Here is a 14,063-nt window from a genome sequence, read left to right as displayed (position 1 = left end):
CAGGCAAACGCCGTAGCTGAAACTGTAATGCAAGATCACGAGAGGGGATTCCGAATGTCGCGCATCGCAAAGCTTCTGGCGACCATTGCCGTTTCTGCTGCCGCAACCACTCCACTGTCCACCGCGCAGGCGGCCGATATGCTGGGAACCTACCCCGAAGCCAGCTATGGCGCCGACGATCCGATCTGCGGCCACTCGAGTGTGCGGTCGACAATCGCCAACCGTTTCCGCCACCAGGTGACCCATGTGCCGCATCTGCCCAATGTGGACATAGTCGCCTTCCATGATGCGCGCGTGACCCGCTACGAACCCTCGACGCCGGACAGCCCGATCGAACGGCGCTACTGCTCCGCGAGTGTCTCACTGTCTGACGGCTACACGCGGCAGGTCTGGTACGTGATCGAGTATGGCCAGGGCTTTGCTTCGATCGGCGACAACGTCGAGTTCTGCGTCTCGGGCTTCGACCGCTGGAACGTCTACAACAGCAAGTGCAGCACTCTCAGATGAGGCGGTTCACGGGTGCGGCGCTCTCCGCATTCAGCCTGGTTGCGCTTCCCTTCGTTTCGCCTGCGAAGGCGCAGTATCGCGGCGCAGAGCCGGGTGCCTTCGACCATTTCGTCCTTTCGCTCAGCTGGTCACCCAGTTATTGCGCGACGGAAGGTTCGCCCCGGTCGGTTCAGTGCTCGCGGCCCTACGCCTTCCTGCTGCACGGCCTGTGGCCGCAGTATGAGCATGGCTATCCGGAATTCTGTCCGACCAACCAGCCAAGTCGCGTGCCCGATTCGCTGGCGCGCCGCTATCTCGACATCATCCCCTCGCCCGGCCTGATCGGGCACCAGTGGCGCAAGCACGGGTCCTGCACCGGGCTGACGCAGGAGCAGTATCTGCAGCTATCCCGCAGAGCCATGGAGGCAGTGGCAATACCGAGGGAATTCGTGCTGCCATCCGCGCCGATCCTGATCTCGCCACGCGAAGTCGAGGAGAAGTTCATCGCCGCCAATCCGGGGCTCCGGCCCCAACAGATCGCCGTAACCTGCGACCGGCGATACCTGCGCGAGGTGCGCATCTGCCTGTCGAAGGACCTGAAGTTCACGGATTGCGAGTGGGTCAACCGCAATAGCTGCCGGCTCGACCGGGCGCTGATGCCGCCAGTGCGGTGAGTTTGTGAGCGACAGCTCTCTTCGCCTTCCCCATTCAACCGGCTCAAGATGAAGACGAAGAATGGCCGGCGATTGATCCCTCCCCTTCGACAGCCTCAGGGTGAGAGGCTTGGAGTGAAGACCGACCGTCCAAACAGAAAAGCCGGGCGCGAGGCCCGGCTTTTCAGATGTCCGAGGCAATAAAGCCTTAGAACTTCATGCCGACGCCGACCAGAACCTTGTGGCTGGTGGAGTCGACCTTGCCGCCGACGTTGTCGAACGTCTTGCCGCCGAGGTCCGTGTAACGGTACTCGAGGCGGCCGAAGACCTGGTCGGTGACCTTGACGTCAGCACCGGCGCCAGCGGTCCAGCCCCACAGGGTCTTGGACTCGGCAACGCCAGCCGGTTCCGTCACCTTCACGCGGCTACCTGCACCACCGGCGGTCGCATAGATGAGGACGTTGTCCGTGGCAGCAACGCCGAGACGGGCGCGGAGCGTGCCGTCAACGCCATGCTTGACGTTGTAGCCGAAGTCATTGCCGTCCATGCCGTTGTAGCCGATGTCACCCTCGACGCCGTACACGAACTGATCGGACTGCCAGTTCCAGCCGCCGAAGACGTTGCCGACGAAACCGTCGGTCTTCACATCGCCCTGGCCGGCAATGTCAGACTTGCCCGAGAAGCCATAGCCGAGCGACAGACCGGCGTAGCCACCTTCCCAGGTGTTTACGGGCGCGGAAACGATCGGAGCAGCGGGCGGAGCCGGAGGTGCCTCGAACACCGCGTCAGCGGCCTGAGAAGCAGCGGTGGCTGCGAAGAGAGCTGCAACAGCAGCGCCGAGCTTGAAACTTGTCTTGGTGTTCATTCCTGGTGACTCCTTAGTCAACGAATTCCTTTACTGGGTCATCCGAGAGGGTACCCGGCGCCCCTACCGACGAGGCCGAACGATCCAGCCGTCGTGCGGTTCCGCCTGAGCCACCAAAAAGAAGCCAAACGTGGCGCCAACATGGCTCAATTTTGAAATTGTTGCCTTATTTATTGTTCTGCCCCGGTACTGTTGCGATTAAGGCACAGTTTATGGTTTCTTAAACGTAAATATATGAAGAGATTGCAGATTCCGCGGGCCCAGCCCGGTGCCGGACAGGCGTCATGCACAGACGTTCAGGTCGGCGATAAGGAGAATCGCTGGCAGTCAACTCGGCGTGTTCGGCGGGGTCATCACGCAGCTATGAATTCGAACCAGTACTTCATATATAAGCGATTGACTGGCTGGATCGGGTTGGGATGCTGGAATCAGGAACAGGAGTGCTGATCACGGGTGGCGCGCGGCGCATCGGGCGGGCCATCGCCCTCGACCTCGCCGCCCACGGGTTTGCCGTCGTGATTCACCACAACGAATCGGGGGAGGAAGCGGAAGCCCTGGCCAGCGTGATCAACCGCGACGGGGGCTTTGCGCGCGTCGTGCAGGCAGACCTTACCGATCCCACCGCCGCCGCCAGCCTGGTCGACAAGGCGGTCGAGGCCGTCGGTCGGATCGGCATCGTCGTCAACAACGCCTCGATCTTCGAGGACGATTCAGTTACCGACTTCACGCTCGACCGGTTCGACCGGCACTTTGCGCTGCATCTGAAGGCGCCGCTGCAGATCGCGCAGGCCTTCGCGCGCTACGCCGGCGGCGATATGGATGCTCTGATCGTCAACATGATCGACCAGCGGGTGTGGCGGCCGAATCCACGCTTTTTCACCTATACGCTGTCGAAGGCGGCGCTCTGGATGGCAACGAAGACCATGGCGCAGGCGCTCGCGCCCAACATCCGTGTCAACGCCATCGGTCCCGGCCCCACGCTTGCCAACGACCGCCAGTCTCCAGAGGATTTCCAGCGGCAGATCAGGGGACTCCTCCTGCAGCGCGGCCCGGAACTGCCTGAATTTGGCGCGACCATCCGCTATCTATGGGAAACGCCCTCCATCACCGGTCAGATGATCGCGCTCGATGGCGGACAGCATCTTGCCTGGGAGACGCCGGACATAGCAGGTATTGCGGAATGAATTCTCCAGCAACGGACGAAACGATCGCCTGGGACAGCGCCGGACGCGACTCGGCGCTGACGGGCGTTGCCGTGATTCAGGAAATCGTGAAGCGCCTGCCCAACGCGCCCGGCGTCTACCGCATGATCAATGCCGAAGGCGACGTGCTCTATGTCGGCAAGGCGCGCAGCCTCAAGAAGCGCGTCAGCAATTACGCGCAGGGTCGCGGCCACTCCAACCGCATCGAGCGGATGATCCGCGAGACGGCGTCTATGGAGTTCGTCATCACCCGCACCGAGACGGAAGCGCTGCTGCTCGAGGCGAACCTCATCAAGCGGCTCAGGCCCCGCTTCAACGTGCTGCTGCGGGACGACAAGTCGTTCCCCTACATCATGCTGTCCACGGATCACAAGGCGCCGGGCATCTTCAAGCACCGGGGCGCGCGAACGCGCAGGGCGGACTATTTCGGCCCGTTCGCCTCGGCCGGCGCGGTGGACCGCACGATCAACGCGCTGCAACGCGCCTTTCTCATCCGCACCTGCACCGACTCGGTGTTCGAGAGCCGCACGCGGCCATGCCTGCTCTATCAGATCAAGCGTTGCTCGGGTCCCTGCACCGGTGAGATCAGCCTCGACAACTATGCGAAACTGGTGAAGGAGGCAAAGGACTTCCTCTCCGGCCGTTCGGTCAAGGTGAAGGAAGAGATGGCGCGGGCCATGCAGGAGGCCTCCGACGCGCTCGACTTCGAGCGGGCGGCCGTCTACCGCGACCGTCTTGCCGCCCTCTCCCACGTCCAGTCGCATCAGGGCATCAACCCGCAGTCGGTCGAGGAAGCGGACGTGTTCGCCATCCATCAGGAGGGTGGGCAGAACTGCATCCAGGTGTTCTTCTTCCGCACCGGCCAGAACTGGGGCAACCGCGCCTATTTCCCGAAGGCGGACCCGGCGCTGGAGCCCGGACAGGTACTCGGTTCCTTCATTGCCCAGTTCTATGACGACAAGCCGGTGGCGCGGCTGGTGCTGCTTTCCCACGAGGTAGAGGATCAGGAACTGCTCGCAGAGGCATTGTCGGCAAAGGCCGGACACAAGGTCACCCTGTCCATGCCGCAGCGGGGCGAGAAAAAGGATCTGGTCGACCACGCGTTGCAGAACGCCAGGGAAGCGCTCGGGCGCCGCCTGGCGGAGACCTCCACGCAGGCGCGTCTGCTCGAGGGCTTCGCGCAGACCTTCGGGCTGGAGCGCGTGCCGCGGCGCATCGAGGTTTACGACAACTCGCACATCATGGGCACCAATGCCGTCGGAGCGATGATCGTGGCGGGACCGGACGGGTTCGTGAAGAACCAGTACCGCAAGTTCAACATCCGCTCGACCGACATCACACCCGGTGACGACTTCGGCATGATGCGCGAGGTCATGCAGCGGCGCTTCTCCCGCCTCATCAGGGAGGAAGGGCTGCGGCCGGAAGCGGCCGAGCATGAGGACGCCGATACCTTTCCTGCCTGGCCGGACGTGATCCTGATCGACGGCGGCCAGGGGCAGATGTCAGCCGTGCGGCAAATCCTCGAAGACCTCGGGATCGCCAATCAGGTCACCGCCATCGGCGTGGCCAAGGGCGTGGATCGCGATGCGGGCCGCGAACGCTTCTTCATGCAGGGCCGGGAACCATTCACGCTACCCTTGCGCGATCCGGTGCTCTATTTCGTTCAGAGGCTGCGCGACGAGGCGCACCGCTTCGCCATCGGTTCCCACCGGGCGCGGAGGAAGAAGGAAATGGTCAAGAACCCCCTGGATGAAATTCCGGGCATCGGGCCGGCGCGCAAGCGTGCCCTGCTCCATCATTTCGGCACAGCCAAGGCGGTGAGCCGCGCCGGTGTCGAAGATTTGATGGCCGTCGAAGGGATTTCGGAAGCCATGGCCCGACTTATTCATAACCATTTCCATGAGAGGGCATAAACTTTTCCGGCAGTCCTGCTATGAATGCTTCAAAGTCGCCGTCCCGATTGATCTGAAGGGCTGAAATGAGCCAACCGACCGTCCAGCAGCAGCGCATTGCGTTCAGTCTTCCGAACCTGCTCACCTATGCCCGCATCCTTGCGGTGCCGATGATCGTGCTGTGCTTCTTCCTTGAAGGAAAACTGCAGTCCAGCGACTTCGCCCGCTGGACGGCGCTGGCCATCTTCATCGCCGCCAGCGTCACCGACTATCTGGACGGGTACCTGGCCCGCACCTGGAAGCAGACCTCCAATATCGGGCGCATGCTCGACCCGATCGCCGACAAGCTGCTGGTTGCCACCTGCCTGCTGCTGCTCGCGGCGGATACGGACCACACGATCGCCGGATGGACGCTGTGGGCGGCGATCATCATCCTCTGCCGGGAAATTCTGGTGTCTGGCCTGCGCGAATACCTTGCCGCTCTGAAGGTGAGCGTGCCGGTGACGCGGCTCGCCAAGTGGAAGACGGCAATCCAGATGGTCGCCATCGCGACGCTGCTTGTCGGCCCCGCCGGTGACAAGATCGTACCCTATACCACGCAGATCGGCATCACCCTGCTCTGGATCTCGGCGATCATCACGCTCTACACGGGCTATGACTATTTCCGGGCGGGGCTCAAGCACATCATCGAGGAATAGCGGATGAAGCTCGTCTATTTCGCCTGGGTGCGCGAACGCATCGGCACGGCATCGGAGACCATCGAGAAGCCGGAGACGGTGGAGACGGTGGCGGACCTGCTCGCGTGGCTCGCCAGCCGCGGCGAAGGCTACGCGGCGGCGCTGGAGCGACCGGAGGTCATCCGTGTGGCGATCAACCACGAGCATGTCGAGCACGACACCGTTCTGCCCGAGGACGGCGAGATCGCCCTGTTCCCGCCGATGACGGGGGGATGAGATGACGGTGGCGCCGCGCATCTCCGTCCAGGCGGAGGATTTCGATATCGCTGCCGAGATCGAGCGGCTCACCGCCGGGCGCAAGGACATCGGCGCGGTGGTGACCTTCACCGGCCGCTGCCGGGACGAAGGCGGGACGCTCGCAGCACTCGAGCTCGAACATTATCCGGGCATGGCTGAAGCGGAGATCGGCCGGGTCGCCCGCGAGGCGTCCGAGCGCTGGCGTCTCAAGGGGCTCACCGTCATCCACCGCTACGGAAAGATCCCGGCGGGCGAGAACATCGTGCTGGTGGCCGCCTGCTCGGAGAGCCGCAAGGCCGCCTTCGAGGCCGCCGACTTCCTCATGGACTATCTCAAGTCGCGCGCGCCCTTCTGGAAGAAGGAACACCGCGCCGACGGCACGGCAGGCGGCTGGGTCGAGGCGAAAGAGAGCGACGAACAGGCGCTGGCCGCCTGGAAAAAGACCTGACCGCCAGGCCATATCTTCCACCATCCAGTTCCGTCCCTTTCATTCAGACCATATCAGGAGGGCGTGTTGCGCACGACATTGGACCGGATCCGCCATGCGCTGAGCTTCGAGATCATTGGTCTCCTGATCTCCACGCCGCTGGCGGCCTGGGTGTTCCACCATCCGATACTGGATATCGGCGTGGTGGGCGCCGTGACCTCGGTGGTCGCGACGGCGTGGAACTACGTCTACAACCTGATCTTCGACCACGCGATGCAGCGGATTGCGGGCACCACGCGGAAGGGGCCGGTCATCCGCGTCCTGCACAGCGCGCTGTTCGAGGGCGGGCTTCTGGTCATGCTGCTGCCCTTCATCGCCTGGTATCTCGGCATCGGCCTCATCGAGGCCTTCGTGATGGATATTTCCTACTCGCTCTTCTACATGGCCTACGCATTCGTCTTCAACTGGGCCTATGACCTGATCTTCCCGCTGCCGGAATGGAGCCAGGGCGAGCCGGAAACGAAAAAAGCCGAGGCGTGAGCCCCGGCTTTTCCGTTTCATCGGCAATCCTGCAGATTAGCCGACGATTTCCGTCTCGGAGAACCAGAAGCGGATTTCCTGGACCGCCGTCTCGGGGCCATCCGAACCGTGGACCGAGTTCTCGCCGATCGACAGGGCGAAGGTCTTGCGGATGGTGCCCTCGGCAGCCTCGGCCGGGTTGGTGGCACCCATGACCTCGCGGTTCTTGGCGATGGCGTTCTCGCCCTCGAGAACCTGGACGACGGTCGGGCCGGAGGTCATCGTCTCAACGAGCTCGCCGAAGAACGGACGGTCCTTGTGGACCGCATAGAAAGCCTCGGCCTGGCGGCGGGTCATCCACACGCGCTTGGAAGCGACGACGCGAAGGCCGGCATCCTCCAGCATCTTGGTGATGGCGCCGGTCAGGTTACGCTTCGTCGCGTCCGGCTTGATCATGGAAAAGGTGCGTTCGATTGCCATTTCTGGTCCTTCACAACTCGGTAAAAATCAGGATGGGCGTCTATAGCGTCACCGCGGCTCCCTGTGAAGGGCCAGCAGGCATTCCATGCCTTTCATAAATGCCTTGCATCAGAATTTTCCATCGATCCGGCGCAGATTCCGTCTCACAAGTCGCCGAGGAGGCAGTCTAAATTGCATCATCACAGAGAAGGTGGCACATGAACAGGCAGTGTTTTTCCATGATGGCGGCCTACAATCGGTGGGCCAACCGCATTCTCTTCGACGCGGCGGCGGAGCTTTCGGCCGAGGAATTCACGCGGGACGTGTCGGCCTTCTTCCGGTCGATGATGGGCACGCTCAACCACCTGCTGGTGACAGACCGGATCTGGATGCAGCGCTTCACCGGCGAAGGCGAGGCGCCAAAGCAGCTCGACGCCATCCTCCACGAGGGTTTCGAGGAGCTGCGCGCGGCGCGGGTAGCCGAGGACGAACGGATCTGCGCCTGGGTGGACGGTCTTTCCGACGAAAGGCTTGCGGAAAGCTTCACGTACCGCCGCATCGCCGATCCGACACCGATCACGCAGCGGCTGGCGCCGGCGCTCGCGCACATGTTCAACCACCAGACGCACCACCGCGGCCAGGCGCACATGTGCCTGTCGGTGCTCGGCAAGAACCCGCCGCAGCTCGACATTATCTATTTTCTGAGAAGCGCGGACGGCGCGCAGTTCGCCTAATGCGCCCGCCTGCCCTGCCCGGCCACACTTACCCCTTGAAACGCCGCGCAGCCTCGTTCAAAAGCGCCTGATGCTTGTCATCGATAATCTTTCATTGCGCATCGCCGGGCGTCTTCTGATCGAGCACGCCTCGCTCACCATTCCCGCCGGAACGAAGGCGGGCATTGTCGGTCGCAACGGCGCCGGCAAGACGACGCTGTTCCGCGCCATCATGGGTGAAATAGCCCCGGAAACGGGCTCGATCAGCCTGCCCAAGGGGCTCCGGATCGGCCAGGTTGCGCAGGAAGCGCCGGGAACCGACGAGCCGTTGATCGACATCGTGCTGCGCGCCGACGTGGAGCGCGAGCGGCTTTTGAAGGAAGCGGAGACAGCGACAGATCCCAACCGCATCGCGGAAATCCAGACGCGGCTTGCCGACATCGGCGCGCATTCGGCGGAAGCGCGAGCGGCCTCGATCCTCGCGGGCCTCGGCTTCGATGCGGAGGCGCAGAAGCGGCCGGCCTCCTCCTTCTCCGGCGGCTGGCGCATGCGCGTGGCGCTCGCGGCGGTGCTGTTCTCCGAGCCCGATCTGCTGCTCCTCGACGAGCCGACCAACTACCTCGACCTCGAAGGCACGATGTGGCTGGAGGGATATCTGGCAAAGTACCCGCACACGGTGCTGCTGATCAGCCACGACCGCGACCTGCTCAACCGGGCGGTGAACTGCATCATCCACCTCGAACACCGCAAGCTCACGCTGTGGCGCGGCGGCTACGACCAGTTCGCGCGGCAGTATGCCGAGAAGGCGGAGCTTCAAGAGAAGATGCGCGCCAAGGTGGAGGCGCAGCGCAAGCACATGGAAGCCTTCGTGGAGCGCTTCCGCTACAAGGCATCCAAGGCACGGCAGGCACAGTCGCGACTGAAGGCCATCGCCAAGCTGCCGCCCATCGCGGCGATGGAGAGCGAGAGCGTCATCCCGTTCCGCTTTCCCAATCCCGAGAAGCAGGTGGCCTCCCCCATCATCGCCATCAATGGCGGCGCGGTGGGCTACATCCCCGGCAAGCCGGTGCTGAAGAATCTCACGCTACGGATCGACAATGACGACCGCATCGCGCTGCTCGGTTCGAACGGCAACGGCAAGTCCACCTTCGCGAAGCTGATCGCCGGACGGCTGAAGCTGGAAGCCGGCATGATGACGGTGGCGCCGAGCCTCAAGGTCTCCATGTTCGCGCAGCACCAGCTCGACGACCTGCGCCCGGACGAAACGCCGGTGGAGCACGTGCGGCGGCTGATGCCGGACGCGCCGGAGGCGAAGGTACGCGCGCGCGCCGCGCAGTTCGGCCTGTCGCGCGAGAAGATGGATACCGCCGCCAAGGATCTCTCGGGCGGCGAGAAGGCGCGGCTGCTCATGGGGCTTGCCGCCTTCGACGCCCCTCACCTGTTCATCCTCGACGAGCCGACCAACCACCTCGACATCGAGAGCCGGCAAGAGCTGATCGAGGCGCTCAACAGCTTCGAGGGGGCGGTGATCCTCATCAGCCACGACCGGCACCTGATCGACGCCTGCGCCGACCGGCTGTGGCTGGTGGACAAGGGAACGGTGCAACCGTTCGACGGGGATCTCGACGAGTACCGGGCGCTCGCCACCGGAAGGGGTGCTTCGGGCGCGACAGACAAGGGCGACAACGGCGACAAGGTCTCCAAGGCCGACCGGAGGCGGGAGAACGCGAAGAAGCGCGCGGCGCTCGAACCGCTCGCCAGGCAGATCAAGGCGATCGAGACGGGACTTGAAAAGGCGCGCAAGCGACTGGAAGTTATCGACAGTGCGATGGCCGACCCGGAGCTCTATACCCGCGATCCGGCCAAAGCGGGCACGCTCGCCAAGGAGCGCGCCACACTGGTGAGCCTCATCGAAGCGAAGGAAGAGGAGTGGCTGCTTCTCTCCGCCGAATACGAGGAAGCGATGGCCGAGCCCTCAAGCTGAGGGCTCTGTCCTTTTCGGGGCAGCCGCAGCGGGCTCTTCTTCAGTAGTCTCTTCGGCCTCCGGCTTGCCGTCGGTGGACTCCTCCGCAACAGGCTTTCCCTCGGCGGCCTCGTCCGGCGCTGGCTCCGATTCAGCGGAATCTTCCGCGACAGGCTCAGCCGTCGATAGCTCTTCCGGGGTGGAGACAGGCCCCGTCTGAGCGTCTGCAGCCCCTTCAATCGCAACCTCGGCGGGAGCGGGCCCGGCCGGCTCCGCGGGAGCGGTGCCGGAAGTGCTCTCTTCGACCACCTCGACAACCGCGGCGCTTTCGTCGGCGGATGCCGTTTCAGCCGGTCCGGCTTCAGCCCGCTCCTCGTCCGTGCGGGGGAACAGAAGCTCCCAGCCCCGGTCAGGCTCAAAGCGCGGGCCGTTGCGGGCCTCGAGCTCCAGAAGCTTCTCACGGACATGGGCGATGCCCCGGCGGCGAGCGTAGTGGAGAGGACCGCCGCGGAACGGGGCGAAGCCGGTGCCGAAGATCATGGCGCCATCTATGGTGTCGGCGTCATCGACGATCCCCTCGCGCAGGCAGCGCACCAGCGTATTCAGCATCGGCAGGATCATACGGTCGGCGATCTCGGTGTCCTTGAGCTGGACGTCGAGATCCTCGCCCGTCTTGGGCTCCTCCTTCTTGCGCTTGCCTTTCGCGTCGTACTCGTAGATGCCCTTGCCGGTCTTGCGGCCAAGCTCGCCTGCCTCCACCTTGTGAACGAGCCACTGCGGAATGGCCGGCTGGTTGTCGGGAAGGCGTTCGGTGAGCATGCGTGCGACCTCGAGGCAGATGTCGAGGCCCACCTGGTCGGCGAGCTCCAGCGGACCCATCGGCATGCCGAAATCGCGGGCGGCGCGGTCAATGGATTCCTTCTTCGTGCCCTCGTCCACCAGCAGGAAAGCCTCGGACATGTAGGCCATGAGCGCGCGGTTGACGAGGAAGCCCGGCGCGCTCTTCACCGGCACGGGCAGCCGCGAGATGGTTCCGCAGAAGGCGCGCAGCCGCTCCAGCGTCACGGCGCTCACGGCATCGTGGGAGACGACCTCCACGAGCTCCATCTTCGGCACCGGGTTGAAGAAGTGCAGACCAGCGAAACGTTCCGGCGCCGGCAGTCCCTCGCGCAGCGTCTCGAGCGGAATGCTCGAGGTGTTGGTGGCGAGGATCGCGTCTGGCCTCATGCGGGCGGCGACATCGGCCAGCACCTTGCTCTTGATATCGGCGCGCTCGGCGACCGCCTCGATGACCAGATCGGCGGTGCCGATGCCGAAGCCGTCGAAGTCGGGGATCAGGCGGTCGAGCGCGTCGCGCCGCTCCAGCGACGAATGCAGGCGGCTCTCGAACAGCTTGGCGGCGCGGCCGATGGCCTTGGCCACGGCCTTGCGGTCAAGGTCGGAGATGGTGACGCGCAGGCCGCGGGCGGCGCACCAGGCGGCAATGTCGCCGCCCATGACACCGGCGCCGATGACATGGACGTGCTCGACAAGGCTCTCGCCCTTGGCGAGGCCCTTGAGCTTCTCGCGCAGGAAGAATACGCGCACGAGGTTCTGCGCCGTCTCGCCGGTAATCAGCTCGGCGAAAGAGCGGATCTCCGCCTTCTGCATGGCGGCGGCGTTGGCGCCGTGCTCCTCCCACAGATCGATCAGCCGCCAGGGTGCGGGGTAATGGCTGCGCGGCGCGCGCTTCTCGAGTTCCTTGCGCATGCGTTTTGCGACGAAGGTGCGGGCCGGCTCGAAGCGGAAGACCGCCGCCTTGAGACCGTGGCCGCGGCGCTTCAGTTCACCACGCGCGGCAGCGCGGACGGCCTCCATGACATGGCGCTCCTCGACCACCACATCGACGAGGCCGAGCGCCTTCGCCTTCTTCGTATGGACGGTGCGGCCCGTGAGCATCATCGTCATCGCCTCGATCGGGTCGATGAGGCGCGGCAGGCGGAAGGTGCCGCCGAGGCCCGGATGCAGGCCGAGAAGCACTTCCGGCAGGCCGAAACTCGCGCCGTTGACGGCGATGCGATACCGGCAGGCAAGCGCCAGCTCGAGACCGCCGCCCAGGCAGTAGCCGTGGATGACGGCAACGGTCGGCATGGGCAGGCTTGCCAGGCGGTCGAAGACGCCGTGGCCGTCGCGCAGCAGCGCCTCGACCTTCGCCTGGTCGCGCATGCCGGTGAACTCGCGGATGTCGGCACCCGCCACGAAGCCGTTGTGCTTGGCGGAGCGGATCACCAGGGCGCGCGCGCCTTCGGCGTGGATCTCGCCAAGCGCCTTGTCCAGTTCGGCCAGCGCTTCGACGGAGAGCGTGTTGGCGCTCTCGCCGGCGCGGTCAAAAATCAGCCAGGCAATGCCTTCCTCATCCTTGGCCCAGCGCCAGTGGGTGAGCCGCATCCAGTCGCCGCCCGCAGGTCCCATGGCGGTGTTGCGGTGCTGCAGAACCTTCCAAACCATACCCGACATTACGCAACCTCCAGCAGCATCGCACCACCCTGACCGCCACCGATGCACTCGGTGGCGATGCCACGCCTCAGTCCACGCCGCTTCAGCGCATTGGCGAGATGAAGAACGATCCGGTTGCCGCTGGTGCCGACCGGATGGCCAAGGCTGATGGCGCCGCCGTCAACGTTGAGGCGGTCGCGGGGCACTTCCCCATAAGGGGCTTCAAGCCCCAGCACCTCGCGGCAATAGTCCTCGTCGGTCCAGGCGGCAAGGCAGGCGAGCACCTGCGCGGCGAAGGCCTCGTTGATCTCCCACAGGTCGATGTCCTCGCGTGAAAAACCAAGGCGCTCGGTGAGCGCGGCGGAGCAGATGGTGGGGCCGAGGCCCATGACGGCGGGATCGAGCGCCGACCACTCGCTGTCGACGATGCGGGCGATAGGTGTGAGACCATATTCCTCCACCGCCTCCTCCGAGGCGAGGATGACCCAGCTCGCGCCGTCGGTGATCTGGGACGAGTTGCCTGCCGTCACGCGGCCATAGGGCCGCTCGAAGACGGGCTTGAGCTTGGCGAGTTGTTCCATGGACGTGTCGGGCCGGACGCCGTCGTCCTTCTCGAAGAGCTGTCCGTCGCGGGAGACGGCGGGAATGAGCTCGCCGGCGAAGGTCCCGTCCTCCTGGGCGCGGGCGAGACGCTGGTGGCTTTCCAGCGCATAGGCGTCGGCCTGCTCGCGCGTGATGCCGAAGGCGTGGCCGATGATCTCGGCCGTGCGTCCCATGCTCAGGTCGGTGATCGGATCGGTCAGGCCCCGTTCCAGCCCGATGACGGGCTTCAGCATGTTCGGGCGGAAGCCCCCGAGCGCGGCGAGGCGCTTCAGCGGCGACCTGGCGGTGGCGAAGCGGCCGAACCAGCGCGTCGCATTGCGCGACCAGACGAGCGGGGAATGGGACAGCGCCTCGGCACCGCCGGCCAGGATCAGGTCGGCCTGCCCTCCCTCGATCAGGCGGAAACCCGAGTCGATCGACTGCATGCCGGAGCCGCAATTGATCTGCACGGTGAAGGCCCGCATGGCCTCGCCCATGCCGAGGCGGAGGGCAGCGACGCGCGCCGGGTTCATCTCGTCGGCAAGCACGCTCACGCAGCCGAGGATGACATAGTCGAACGCATCCGGCGCAAAGGGCTGGCGGCCGAGCAGCGGACGCCCGCACTGGACCGCGAGGTCCACCGGCGTGAACGGTCCGGGCTCTCCCCTCGCCCGCAGGAACGGTGTGCGCGCCCCGTCAACGATATAGACCTTGCGCCCGGTCTGGCTGCGCGGCGCCGAGCGGCTCCCGCGAATCGCTTCCGTCCGTCGGAGCGAGACGCGGCGCGAAGGCGTTCTGCGCTGTGCGGGCGTGGAAGTGTTGGGAGCCTGTTCCATTTCTTCGTCCGACCTAT

Annotated in this window: 14 protein-coding genes; 10 read left to right on the top strand and 4 right to left on the bottom strand. The window is 64.7% G+C overall.

The window, feature by feature from the left end; translation table 11 throughout:
- Window positions 1-54 precede the first annotated feature (54 nt).
- Together ABD906_RS02890 and ABD906_RS02885 are read left to right on the top strand one after the other, a co-directional pair.
- Window positions 55-507, top strand: a complete 453-nt coding sequence (locus tag ABD906_RS02890; protein WP_345098114.1) for a hypothetical protein — start codon at window positions 55-57, stop codon at window positions 505-507.
- Entirely contained in the window at window positions 504-1,160 is a 657-nt protein-coding gene (locus tag ABD906_RS02885; protein WP_345098113.1) for a ribonuclease T2 family protein, read from the top strand. The genes ABD906_RS02890 and ABD906_RS02885 overlap by 4 nt, the downstream gene beginning before the upstream one ends.
- Before the next feature lie 187 nt (window positions 1,161-1,347).
- Here ABD906_RS02885 and ABD906_RS02880 read toward each other — a convergent pair whose 3' ends face one another.
- A complete protein-coding gene (locus ABD906_RS02880; protein ID WP_345098112.1) occupies window positions 1,348-2,004 on the bottom strand; it encodes an outer membrane protein in 657 nt (218 codons plus the stop codon).
- A gap of 419 nt (window positions 2,005-2,423) precedes the next feature.
- Between ABD906_RS02880 and ABD906_RS02875 the strand changes: the two genes are divergently transcribed.
- The 6 genes from ABD906_RS02875 (at window position 2,424) to ABD906_RS02850 (ending at window position 7,039) form a co-directional block, all read left to right on the top strand.
- Window positions 2,424-3,188: an SDR family oxidoreductase gene (locus tag ABD906_RS02875; protein ID WP_345098111.1), complete on the top strand. Its 765-nt coding sequence runs from the start codon at window positions 2,424-2,426 to the stop codon at window positions 3,186-3,188.
- The gene (gene uvrC / locus ABD906_RS02870) at window positions 3,185-5,119 is read left to right on the top strand and encodes an excinuclease ABC subunit UvrC (protein WP_345098110.1); all 1,935 of its coding nucleotides are present in this window, start codon (window positions 3,185-3,187) and stop codon (window positions 5,117-5,119) included. Before ABD906_RS02875 ends, uvrC begins: the two co-directional genes overlap by 4 nt.
- 65 nt (window positions 5,120-5,184) lie before the next feature.
- Window positions 5,185-5,796, top strand: a complete 612-nt coding sequence (pgsA, locus tag ABD906_RS02865) for a CDP-diacylglycerol--glycerol-3-phosphate 3-phosphatidyltransferase (protein WP_345098109.1) — start codon at window positions 5,185-5,187, stop codon at window positions 5,794-5,796.
- A 3-nt stretch (window positions 5,797-5,799) separates the two neighbouring features.
- A complete protein-coding gene (gene moaD, locus ABD906_RS02860; protein WP_345098108.1) occupies window positions 5,800-6,051 on the top strand; it encodes a molybdopterin converting factor subunit 1 in 252 nt (83 codons plus the stop codon).
- 1 nt (window position 6,052) lies between these two features.
- A complete protein-coding gene (locus tag ABD906_RS02855; RefSeq protein WP_345098107.1) occupies window positions 6,053-6,520 on the top strand; it encodes a molybdenum cofactor biosynthesis protein MoaE in 468 nt (155 codons plus the stop codon).
- A 66-nt stretch (window positions 6,521-6,586) separates the two neighbouring features.
- Window positions 6,587-7,039, top strand: a complete 453-nt coding sequence (locus ABD906_RS02850) for a PACE efflux transporter (RefSeq protein ID WP_345098106.1) — start codon at window positions 6,587-6,589, stop codon at window positions 7,037-7,039.
- A 36-nt stretch (window positions 7,040-7,075) separates the two neighbouring features.
- Here the strand turns inward: ABD906_RS02850 and ndk are convergent, their stop codons facing one another.
- Complete coding sequence (gene ndk / locus ABD906_RS02845) at window positions 7,076-7,498, bottom strand: nucleoside-diphosphate kinase (RefSeq protein ID WP_345098105.1); 423 nt, start codon at window positions 7,496-7,498, stop codon at window positions 7,076-7,078.
- Window positions 7,499-7,695: 197 nt separating this feature from the next.
- Here ndk and ABD906_RS02840 point away from each other — a divergent pair, with 197 nt between their 5' ends.
- Both ABD906_RS02840 and ABD906_RS02835 read left to right on the top strand, forming a co-directional pair.
- The gene (locus tag ABD906_RS02840; RefSeq protein ID WP_345098104.1) at window positions 7,696-8,211 is read left to right on the top strand and encodes a DinB family protein; all 516 of its coding nucleotides are present in this window, start codon (window positions 7,696-7,698) and stop codon (window positions 8,209-8,211) included.
- 70 nt (window positions 8,212-8,281) lie between these two features.
- A complete protein-coding gene (locus ABD906_RS02835; RefSeq protein WP_345098103.1) occupies window positions 8,282-10,174 on the top strand; it encodes an ABC-F family ATP-binding cassette domain-containing protein in 1,893 nt (630 codons plus the stop codon).
- Here ABD906_RS02835 and ABD906_RS02830 read toward each other — a convergent pair.
- Both ABD906_RS02830 and ABD906_RS02825 read right to left on the bottom strand, forming a co-directional pair.
- Window positions 10,166-12,649, bottom strand: coding sequence for a 3-hydroxyacyl-CoA dehydrogenase NAD-binding domain-containing protein (locus tag ABD906_RS02830; protein ID WP_345098102.1), 2,484 nt, complete (start codon window positions 12,647-12,649; stop codon window positions 10,166-10,168). The genes ABD906_RS02835 and ABD906_RS02830 overlap by 9 nt on opposite strands.
- The gene (locus ABD906_RS02825) at window positions 12,649-14,046 is read right to left on the bottom strand and encodes an acetyl-CoA C-acetyltransferase (protein WP_345098101.1); all 1,398 of its coding nucleotides are present in this window, start codon (window positions 14,044-14,046) and stop codon (window positions 12,649-12,651) included. The genes ABD906_RS02830 and ABD906_RS02825 overlap by 1 nt, the downstream gene beginning before the upstream one ends.
- Between the last annotated feature and the right edge of the window lie 17 nt (window positions 14,047-14,063).

Source organism: Chelativorans composti, assembly GCF_039541695.1.
GTDB classification, from domain to species: domain Bacteria; phylum Pseudomonadota; class Alphaproteobacteria; order Rhizobiales; family Rhizobiaceae; genus Chelativorans; species Chelativorans composti.
This window is presented reverse-complemented; position numbering and strand designations above follow the sequence as displayed.